General features: G+C 50.2%; 10 protein-coding genes. 6 read left to right on the top strand and 4 right to left on the bottom strand.

What is annotated here, in order from left to right:
- Positions 1-13: 13 nt before the first annotated feature.
- Positions 14-535, bottom strand: a complete 522-nt coding sequence (locus ACO0LL_RS30105; RefSeq protein ID WP_422954502.1) for a hypothetical protein — start codon at positions 533-535, stop codon at positions 14-16.
- Positions 536-800: 265 nt separating this feature from the next.
- Here ACO0LL_RS30105 and ACO0LL_RS30100 point away from each other — a divergent pair, with 265 nt between their 5' ends.
- The 4 genes from ACO0LL_RS30100 (at position 801) to ACO0LL_RS30085 (ending at position 5210) form a co-directional block, all read left to right on the top strand.
- Positions 801-2240 (top strand): circularly permuted type 2 ATP-grasp protein, encoded by a 1440-nt coding sequence (locus ACO0LL_RS30100; RefSeq protein WP_422954501.1) that lies wholly within the window; start codon positions 801-803, stop codon positions 2238-2240.
- A gap of 135 nt (positions 2241-2375) precedes the next feature.
- Positions 2376-3326: an alpha-E domain-containing protein gene (locus ACO0LL_RS30095; protein ID WP_422954500.1), complete on the top strand. Its 951-nt coding sequence runs from the start codon at positions 2376-2378 to the stop codon at positions 3324-3326.
- Positions 3327-3336: 10 nt separating this feature from the next.
- Positions 3337-4143, top strand: a complete 807-nt coding sequence (locus tag ACO0LL_RS30090) for a transglutaminase family protein (protein ID WP_422954499.1) — start codon at positions 3337-3339, stop codon at positions 4141-4143.
- Between the two features lie 185 nt (positions 4144-4328).
- Positions 4329-5210 carry a peptidase gene (locus ACO0LL_RS30085; protein WP_422954498.1) on the top strand — a complete coding sequence of 294 codons (882 nt, stop codon included), beginning with the start codon at positions 4329-4331 and terminating at the stop codon, positions 5208-5210.
- 63 nt (positions 5211-5273) lie between these two features.
- Here ACO0LL_RS30085 and ACO0LL_RS30080 read toward each other — a convergent pair whose 3' ends face one another.
- The 3 genes from ACO0LL_RS30080 to ACO0LL_RS30070 all read right to left on the bottom strand — a co-directional run bounded on the left by ACO0LL_RS30080 (position 5274) and on the right by ACO0LL_RS30070 (position 6819).
- Positions 5274-5600, bottom strand: a complete 327-nt coding sequence (locus tag ACO0LL_RS30080) for a hypothetical protein (RefSeq protein WP_422954497.1) — start codon at positions 5598-5600, stop codon at positions 5274-5276.
- Positions 5601-5684: 84 nt separating this feature from the next.
- Positions 5685-6140, bottom strand: a complete 456-nt coding sequence (locus ACO0LL_RS30075) for a DUF4124 domain-containing protein (RefSeq protein ID WP_422954496.1) — start codon at positions 6138-6140, stop codon at positions 5685-5687.
- Positions 6141-6258: 118 nt separating this feature from the next.
- Positions 6259-6819, bottom strand: a complete 561-nt coding sequence (locus tag ACO0LL_RS30070) for a DNA-3-methyladenine glycosylase I (RefSeq protein ID WP_422954495.1) — start codon at positions 6817-6819, stop codon at positions 6259-6261.
- Positions 6820-6949: 130 nt separating this feature from the next.
- Between ACO0LL_RS30070 and ACO0LL_RS30065 the strand changes: the two genes are divergently transcribed.
- The gene (locus ACO0LL_RS30065; RefSeq protein ID WP_422954494.1) at positions 6950-9151 is read left to right on the top strand and encodes a DUF4214 domain-containing protein; all 2202 of its coding nucleotides are present in this window, start codon (positions 6950-6952) and stop codon (positions 9149-9151) included.
- 79 nt (positions 9152-9230) lie between these two features.
- The coding region (locus ACO0LL_RS30060) for a transposase (RefSeq protein WP_422954493.1) at positions 9231-9573 on the top strand (343 nt) is incomplete at its 3' end.

The following is a 9573-nucleotide window of genomic DNA, read 5'->3' as shown; positions in this document are numbered from 1 at the left end:
AGGAAGATGAGCGTTACGACCAAATGAAATTGGGACTGTAGCCGCCTTTAGGCGGATCAAGGGTTACCAGCGCCTTTGAGGCGCCCCAGCAATAAACCTCCGGCTTTGCCGGAGGTAATTTAATTATCACATTCGGGTTTTCTTCATAAGCAATAAGAAATTCTTCCAGCCCATCAAATATTTTAATCGGTGATGGGGCATGATTGAAATAATCGATATAAACAGATGACCGGGCATCTGTTTCGTATTTCAAACGATATGCCCAACTATCAATTAAATGATCTGAAAATAATATCCCGTAAGGGGAAGTTTCGGTATTTCTCTCAAGAATCTCAGTTAATGGCCATAGACGCCAGAAGGCATCGTTATCCATAACTTCCAAGCCACCGACCATGGAGTAAAGCTCGCTCACATCTGAAGTTGGCTTACAAGCAAGGCGGGCAAATACTGCTGTGATTTCTGTTTTTGAGTTTCCTGGCCTCACACCGCGGTGCTGAGTTTTCCAGCGAGGAATAAGTTTTTTTACTATTTGCATCTCATCCTTATTTCATGACGGAAAAACATACGTGTGTACTGCATTTCTCAAAATAGCCCTGTGCATTTAAACAGGGGCAATTTTTTCAGCTGCTGTGATTTAGCTTAGTGTAGCCTAAACCTTAACAAAATATCTTTGCATCATCGCCTCCTTTAAAACAGGATAAAACCAAAAACAACAAAAAAACCACGCTACGGTTAGCCACAATGTTATCTGGCACGTTTCTTGATATGCTGTATTGGAACCGTAACCACGAGACTAGAACATGGCCAAGTTTTTCAATGAAATGCATGCCTATGATGGCGCCGCATCTGATGGCGCGGGCGGAGAATTGACGCGGGAACATTACCGTGAGTTTTGCAACTGGCTGGCACAACAGCCTGCCGAACGATTGAAACGCAAGCGGGCCGAGGCGGACCTGAGCTTTCGGCGGGTGGGTATTACCTTTGCTGTGTATGGTGACGATGCGGGTACTGAGAGGCTGATCCCGTTTGACATCATCCCGCGCATTATCCATGCGGGTGAATGGGCACAGTTGCAAAAGGGCCTGGCGCAGCGGGTGCAGGCGCTGAATATGTTTATCCATGATATTTATCACGACCAGAATATCATCAAGGCGGGCATCATCCCTGCCGAGCAAATCTATAAAAATGCCCAATATCGCCCTGAAATGCAGGGTATTTCTGTCGCTTCTGACATTTATGCCCATATTGCGGGTGTGGATATTGTGCGTGCTGGCGAAGGTGAATTCTACGTACTGGAAGACAATTTGCGGGTGCCGTCTGGCGTGTCTTACATGCTGGAAGACCGCAAGATGATGATGCGGCTATTTCCGGAACTGTTTGCGCGCAACAAGATAGCACCGGTTGATCATTATCCTGACATGTTGCTGGATAACCTGCGCTCTGTCGCGCCCATGGGTGTCGATAACCCTACCGTGGTGGTCATGACACCGGGCATGTATAACTCGGCTTATTTTGAGCATGCCTTCCTGGCTCAGCAGATGGGTGTTGAGCTGGTAGAAGGCAAGGATTTGTTTGTCAATGATAATGCGGTCTTCATGCGTACCACGCGTGGGCCAAAGCGGGTGGATGTGATTTACCGACGTATTGATGATGATTTTCTTGATCCGCTGGCTTTCCGGCCTGATTCTTCATTAGGTGTGCCGGGCTTGCTGTCGGTGTATCGTGCTGGCCGAGTAACGCTGGCGAATGCGATAGGCACGGGCGTTGCGGATGATAAATCGATTTACCCATTCGTGCCGGACATGGTCAGGTTTTACCTGACGGAAGAACCTATCTTGAATAACGTGCCAACTTACCAGTGCCGCAAACCAGACGACCTGTCTTATACCTTGGCAAATCTGGGTGACCTGGTGGTCAAGGAAGTACATGGTGCAGGTGGTTACGGCATGCTGGTGGGACCAGCTTCAACCAAGGCGCAGATAGAAGATTTTCGTCAGCGTTTGCTGGCAAAGCCTGATGGTTATATAGCCCAGCCTACACTGGCATTGTCGGCCTGCCCTACCTTTGTTGAAAGCGGCATTGCCCCGCGCCATATTGATTTGCGCCCCTTTGTCTTGTCTGGCAAAACCATCTCCATGGTGCCTGGCGGCTTGACGCGGGTGGCCTTGCAGGAGGGCTCGCTGGTGGTCAACTCCTCACAAGGTGGTGGGACCAAAGATACCTGGATACTTGAAAATTAAATCAGTAGGACGTACGCAAAACCGCCCCAGCTGCGTTGCAGCGCCTAGCCGTACTAAAGTACTGTCTTCGTCGCTACGCCTTGCTGGGACAATTTTGCGTAAGTCCTAAAAAAAATTTAAGTTGGGAGAAAATACATGCTGAGCCGTACCGCTGATCATTTGTTCTGGATGGCGCGCTATACCGAGCGCGCTGAAAATACTGCCCGTATGCTGGATGTGAATATCCAGACTTCGATGTTGCCACAGTCTGCTGAAGATGCTGAGCGTGGCTGGCGTGCCATGCTGGGTATCTCTGAATTGCAGTCTGCATTTGACCATCAATATGGTTTGCTGACCAAGAAGGATGTGCTGGACTTTATGGTCAGGGACCCGATGAACCCTTCGTCCATTGCGTCCTGTCTGAAGGAAGCGCGTGAGAATGCCCGCGCTGTGCGCGGTACGCTGACGACCGAAGTATGGGAAACCCAAAATGCCACCTGGCTGGATATGCAGGACAGGCTGTCGGACACAATACTGGAAAACGACCCCAGCCAGTTTTTTGAATGGGTCAAGTACCGCTCTCATCTGTCGCGTGGCGTGACACTGGGCACCATGCTCAAGGATGAGGCGGTGCATTTCATCCGCCTGGGTACTTTCATAGAACGCGCCGACAATACAGCGAGGATACTGGATGTGAAGTTTCACGGCGCCAAGGAAAGCGGGCGCGGCAATGACAGCCTGCAAAGGGATTTCTATTATTGGGCAGCGCTACTGCGCTCAGTATCCGGTTTTGAAATTTACCGCAAGGTCTATCGGGATGTGATTACGCCTGAGCGGGTGGCAGAATTGCTGATGCTGCGTGGTGACATGCCGCGCTCTCTGCTGGCCTGCATGGATGAAGTCGTCGCCAACCTCAGGGAAGTACGTAATGACGTATCAGCAGACACCGAACGTTTTGCTGGTAAGCTGCATGCAGAATTGCAATTTGCCCGCATCGAAGAGATATTGGCAGAAGGTTTGCATGACAACCTGACGCGTTTCCTGGAAAACATTTTTGATCTGGGTAACCGCGTCAGCCGCGATTTCCTGGTGCCGCTGGCGGCTTGAGAAAAATATCATGCAACTTTTTATACGTCACGAGACCATCTACCGTTATTCGGCCCCGGTGACCTACACCATACAGCAATTGCGCCTGACACCACGTGCCGAGCTGCACCAGCATGCGATTTCCTGGCAGATCAAAACGGCCGGGCAACGCCATGCCTACATTGATGCTTACGGTAATCCTTCGCATACGCTGACCATCACTGGCCAGCATCATGAGGTTGCCATCATCGCCGAGGGAGTGGTTGAACTGAGCACGCCTTATCAGGGACGCATCACCGACCCGGATACTTTTTCGCCCCTGGTATTTACCGTGCCGACACGGCTGACAGAACCCGTGCCAGCCATCATGGACTTTGCGCAGAAGCACTTGCCAGACAGCGGCAAGACCAGCACAGCTGCACTATTAAATCTGGCAGCGCACATCCGTGGTGCAGTCGAGTACCAGACTGGTGCAACCATCGTCACAACCAGTGCCAGCGATGCCCTGTTGCTGGGCCGTGGCGTCTGCCAGGACCACGCCCACATCATGCTGGCCTGCTGCCATGCCCGTGGCATACCGGCCCGCTATGTGTCTGGTTATATTGATCCGGAATCCACTGGCCATGCTGACAGCCATGCCTGGGTTGATGTCTGGGTAGAAGACGCCGACTACAGCGGCTGGGTCAGCGTGGATGCCACGCATGCCGTTTTGATGACAGACTCTTATTGCCGCCTGGCCATAGGGCGCGATTATGATTCAGCAGCGCCGGTACGCGGCGTGCGCCGTGGTGGCGGACTGGAAACCCTGAGTGTGACGGTGCAGGTAACGCCACGATAATGCATGAATACGTCCATGCATACGATCATGAATATGTCCATGAATTGACCACGAATTGTCCACAAATTGTCGAAGAATACAGCCCTGGTCAATTGTTACAGGCATTGCATACAAATGTGACAAGCGTATTTCAATGCTCCGGTTTCGGGTAGAATTCTAGTTTCTATGGATCAAAACTCTGCACTATGACTTACTGTATTGGCATGCGCCTGGACGCCGGGCTGGTGTTTCTCTCCGACTCACGCACCAATGCAGGCGTGGATCAGGTAGGCACCTTCCGCAAGATGTCGGTGTTTGAAAACCCTGGCGACCGCACCATGGTGCTGATGACAGCTGGTAACTTGTCGATTTCACAATCGATACGTCAACTGGTATCTGATCATGTGGATGCCAATGGCAACAGTATCTGGACTGCGACGAATATGTATGAGGCAGCCCGCATACTCGGTGAGGCGGTACGCACCGTGTATCACCGTGACGCCAAGTCCTTGTCTGAGTTTGGCATCGATTTTAATGTTAGCCTGATTTTTGGTGGCCAGATCAAGGGCGAGCGTTGCCGTTTGTTCCAGATTTATTCTGCCGGTAATTTCATCGAATCACATAATGAAAACACTTACTTCCAGATTGGTGAAGCGAAGTATGGCAAACCCATTATAGACCGCGTAGTCACCCCAGCGACACCGCTTGATGAGGCCGCCAAATGTGCGTTGATCTCGATGGACTCTACCCTGCGTTCCAACGTGTCTGTTGGTTTGCCGCTGGATTTGCTGGTGTATGAAGACAATAAACTGGCCATCACCCATTTCGTCACGATTGATGAGAAAAACCAGTATTTTCAGATGATACGTAATACCTGGGGCCAGCAATTGAAGTCTGTCTTTGAAAGCATAGACGACCCGGTCTGGAATGCCAGCCCTGAAGTGCAAGGTAATGTCTTGTCAGCCACCAATATGCACAGCAAGCCTGTGCGGGTTGCCGTGCCGCCAGAATTGCGGGATATTGCAACGACTACACCCTCACCTTTGCAGTCATTGGCGCAGCAGCCGAATAATATCAAGCAGGCATAAGTATTATTGCCTTGTGGGCTGACCATCGCGCTCCATCTAACTCAGACCTCAGGCCAGTGTTTACTAAGGCTCATACCTGACGGCATTGATGAGGATAGTGACGCCCATGTAAGTGCCGATGGGAAAACCCAAAAGTAATGGACAGGCCAAAGCCATGGATGCACTGCGGCTCCATATCTTGTCTTGCTCAACCGCAGCACTCAATTTGAAATGCGCAAAAGATAAAGTCGCCGTAAGGATAAACAGCACAATATGTGGAATCGACTGGCCTCCAGTTGCGAATATGCCGAGCGCAAAAAAAATTGTTACCAGGCCGTACAGATAGCAACTATAGCGGTGCATGTCTTCAAGTTTGCGTTTCGGTCCTGGTCCGTCCCATGATGACGCCATATTCCCTCTCCAATCAAATTACTGCATGCCAAAGACTGAAAACTCAGTTGTATGGCTTGTTTGTGTTTTTATTTGCATGAATTTCTAACGACAATAGGTACTCACATCCCTCTCTGCAATAGCCTTGTCGTTTGCGTCGGTTTTAATATTGCTGCCATGAATCACCTTGCCGCTCAAGATACCCTTGGCAAGGGCACAACGGGATTCATTGGTTTCTGGCTGATTGCCGGGAGGAAACGGCGAGGGCTCTTTAGGTTTTACTGCGGGTTCTTTGGCCTGTTTTGCCTGTTTCTCTATCTGGCGCTTGCGGAAGTCAGCCTCCTGTTCCTGCCAGCTCGGCGCGGCGGAAGGTCTGCCCTCTCCTGAAGTCACTTTCACTTCTTCGACTTTGGCTCTGCCTGCCTCATCCCTTTTTTCAGAATAATGCACCTTGCCATTTGCATCGACCCATTTATAGATTTCAGCATGGGCGACAGTAGTGGCAAATGTCAGTGTCAGGCAAGCTGCCAGGAAAATTGGTTTGAGAACAATTTGCTTCATTTTTTCACTATTTCTAAGAGACGCCAAACGATAACAGAGCTTGCCTGCTTATACAAATGCCATCAGTATGCCATCAGTTTTCAGGGATATTGTGCACTGAGCTTGCACAAGCTATCCATCATTTCTTGCCTTTGATTTTGCGCCAGGCACAGTCAGCAGCATGGTCATTCACCATACCTATTGCCTGCATATACGCATAGATAATCGTCGAGCCAACAAATTTGAAGCCACGCTTGAGCAAATCCTTGGAAATACGGTCCGACAATTCTGTCGTAATAATACGTTCACCGCTATTGACGATGGGCTTGCCATTCACAAAGGCCCACAGATAAGCATCCAGGCTGCCTTGCTCTTCGCACAAACGCAGGTAAGCCTTCGCATTGGTGATGGCAGCAGCGACTTTTAAACGGTTCCTGACGATGCCGGCATTGGCCAGCAGTGAGGCAACTTTTTCATCATCATAGGCAGCGATTTTTTTGGCGTCCCAATTGTCAAAAGCAAGACGATAATTTTCGCGCTTGTTGAGTATGGTTTCCCAACTGAGACCAGCTTGCGCACCTTCGAGATTGAGCATTTCAAACAGACGCACTTCATCGTGACAGGGCACACCCCATTCATGATCATGATAGTGCAGGTACAGGGGGTTAGAGGGGTTAGCCCAATTGCAGCGTGTTTTCATACGTAAAAAACCATGTGGAGTAATATATGATGTGGGGGCAAGCAAGTTTTTAACAAAATTTTTCAATTCGAATTGACATTCTACCTATTTCTTCTAGAATCGATGTTCGTCATCAGATAGTGGAATCACCATGTTGCGTTTTAAGCCTAGCAGTAAAAATCTGTTCGCCTTGTCAGCAGTGAGCCTGATCCTCGCTGCCTGTGGTGGCGGCAGTAACCAGGATGCCAAAAAGGCAGCCGCCGTGCCACCATTGTCACCAGCGCCAGTCATACAGGCAGCAACAGCCGCCGATGTCCTGAGCTTCACTGGCAAGCGCCAAAACTATACCATTACAAGGCAAGGGTCCACTTATGTGATTGTCGATACTCTCGGCGGTACGGCACCAGTCACTGCACCTGTAACGACTACGACTCTGCAATTCAGTGATTTTCGCGTCAATCTGCGCGTAGGCGACAAGGCTGCAGCACTCTCTGTTGCCAGCCTGAACAATCTGATTGACCTGTACGTAGCCTTCTTTAACCGCGTGCCCGATGCTGACGGTCTGGCTTACTGGATAGACCAGGTACAGGCAGGCATGACCGAAGCGCAAATTGCTGAAAGTTTTTACCTGGTTGCACTACAGTCTCCTGCCTTGACAGGTTATTCCAGCAGCATGAGCAATGACGACTTTATCCGCATCATTTATAAAAACGTGCTGGGCCGTACCGGCACCACTGCACCAAATGCGGCAGAAATCGATTACTGGTCCAGCCAGCTGAAAAACGGCACGCCCAAGGGCAGCATGGTCAGGGCTATCCTGGTATCGGCCCGCGAATATGCAAATGACGCAACCTGGGGCTGGGTCACCAGTCTGCTGAACAACAAACTTGATATCGCCAATTATTTTGCGGTACAACAGGGTCTGAGTTATCTGACGCTGGATGACAATATCACCAAGACCATGGCGATTGCCGCTGCAGTCACCAGCACCTCGACCTCGGCTGCGCGCGACCTCATCGGTGTCAGTGGCAACCCGATCAACTCTTCACTGATCGTTCCGGGTACGACAGGCGTCTATGGTTCACCCGACAGCCTGGCGAATATCTGTACACCGAATGGCGAAAAGAGCTGGGTACGCGCCCACCTTGATGATGTCTATCTGTGGTACCGCGACATCGTCAATGTACCTGCCGCCAACTACAGCACACCCGCCAGTTATTTTGATGCACTGATCGTCAAATCCAAGGACAGGTTCAGCTTCACTGATGCACAGGGCAGCATCGATGATTATTTCCAGTCTGGTGAGGATGTCAGTTATGGCTATAGCCTGGTGCGTGAAGGCAGCAAGATACGGGTGCGCTACGTACAGCCCGGCTCGCCTGCTGACATTGCACAACTCAAGCGCGGCACCACACTGGTCAGTGTAGATAACACGGATCTGGGCGGCTCGCTGAATGATACGCAATACAATGCCCTGTTCCCATCTAAAACCGAAGTCCATAGCTTCAGGGTGCAGGATACCAATGCAGCAAGCAGCCGCCTGGTGAGCATGACATCCACCACGGTTACAACAGCACCCGTACTGCAAGACCAGATACTGAATGTGAATGGCAAGAAGATAGGCTATATGGTCTTTACTGACCACATCCGCACGGCAGAGGCACCGCTGGTAACTGCGATGCGCAAGTTCCAGAATGCACGTGTTGATGACCTGGTACTTGATCTGCGCTACAACGGCGGTGGCTACCTGTATATCGCCAATGAATTATCGACCATGATTGCCGGTTCCAAGGTTGTTAACAAGGTGTTTGAACAATTGCAGTTCAACGACAAGCATACCGACCTGACAGCAGACAATGTCTCTTACTTCTATGACACGGACACCAACAACCGCTTGTTGCCGCAACTGAACCTGCCTCGGGTGTTTATCCTCACTGGCAGTGGTACCTGTTCAGCCAGCGAATCCATCATCAATGGTCTGAAACCTTTTATGCAAGTCATTTTGATTGGCGATACTACCTGCGGCAAGCCTTATGGCTTCGTCCAGACAAATAACTGTAAGACAGCCTACTTTGCGATCCAGTTTGCCGGCGTCAATGCAGCAGGTCAGGGCGACTTCACGAATGGTTTCACACCATTGTGCAAAGCCACTGATGACTTGAATCATGACCTGGGTAATCAAAGCGAAACACGCCTGTCAGCAGCGCTGACCTATGCCAGCACAGGTTCATGCCCAGCCGCAGGCTTCAGCCCTGCACCACCACCGCTGGAAGGCTCACCTATACGCGACAAGAGCATGCAACCATGGCGTAATATCAAGTTGCTCAAATCGGCGAATATGCAAGCCAGGTAAGACTTTAGATACAAAAAAAACGCACCAGAATTTTTGAACTGAACCCCAAAAGTTGGACACCAACTTTTGGGGTTTTTTCATGACTAAATACGACGAGCAGTTCAAGTTGAAAATAGTGCGGAAGTATCTTGCTCATAAAGGAGGATATAGAGCGCTTGCTGATGAGCATGGTCTCCATCATTCGGTGATAGTGCACTGGGTAAATTTACATCGTCTCCATGGTGTATCAGGATTAGCAAAAAAGCAGGTGCCTGGTAAATACGATGTAGAGTTCAGACTGTCGGTACTCAAGTGTCTATGGGATAACCAGCTTTCCTACCGGGAAGTTGCTGCCCTGTTTAATATCCGCAGTCCGGGATGTATTGGTAATTGGGAGCGTAGCTATCATAATGGCGGCATAGATGCCCTGATACCACGTGTAC

The sequence above is a fragment of the Undibacterium sp. TC4M20W genome, from assembly GCF_049340245.1.
Taxonomy (GTDB): Bacteria; Pseudomonadota; Gammaproteobacteria; order Burkholderiales; family Burkholderiaceae_D; genus Undibacterium.
This window is presented reverse-complemented; position numbering and strand designations above follow the sequence as displayed.

What these genes read in the sequence shown, in the direction of transcription:
- ACO0LL_RS30080 (WP_422954497.1), bottom strand. Translation starts at nt 5,600, where the DNA reads ATGGCGTCATCATGGGACGGACCAGGACCGAAACGCAAACTTGAAGAC.
- ACO0LL_RS30090 (WP_422954499.1), top strand. Translation starts at nt 3,337, where the DNA reads ATGCAACTTTTTATACGTCACGAGACCATCTACCGTTATTCGGCCCCG.
- ACO0LL_RS30100 (WP_422954501.1), top strand. Translation starts at nt 801, where the DNA reads ATGGCCAAGTTTTTCAATGAAATGCATGCCTATGATGGCGCCGCATCT.
- ACO0LL_RS30070 (WP_422954495.1), bottom strand. Translation starts at nt 6,819, where the DNA reads ATGAAAACACGCTGCAATTGGGCTAACCCCTCTAACCCCCTGTACCTG.
- ACO0LL_RS30065 (WP_422954494.1), top strand. Translation starts at nt 6,950, where the DNA reads ATGTTGCGTTTTAAGCCTAGCAGTAAAAATCTGTTCGCCTTGTCAGCA.
- ACO0LL_RS30095 (WP_422954500.1), top strand. Translation starts at nt 2,376, where the DNA reads ATGCTGAGCCGTACCGCTGATCATTTGTTCTGGATGGCGCGCTATACC.
- ACO0LL_RS30105 (WP_422954502.1), bottom strand. Translation starts at nt 535, where the DNA reads ATGCAAATAGTAAAAAAACTTATTCCTCGCTGGAAAACTCAGCACCGC.
- ACO0LL_RS30075 (WP_422954496.1), bottom strand. Translation starts at nt 6,140, where the DNA reads ATGAAGCAAATTGTTCTCAAACCAATTTTCCTGGCAGCTTGCCTGACA.
- ACO0LL_RS30085 (WP_422954498.1), top strand. Translation starts at nt 4,329, where the DNA reads ATGACTTACTGTATTGGCATGCGCCTGGACGCCGGGCTGGTGTTTCTC.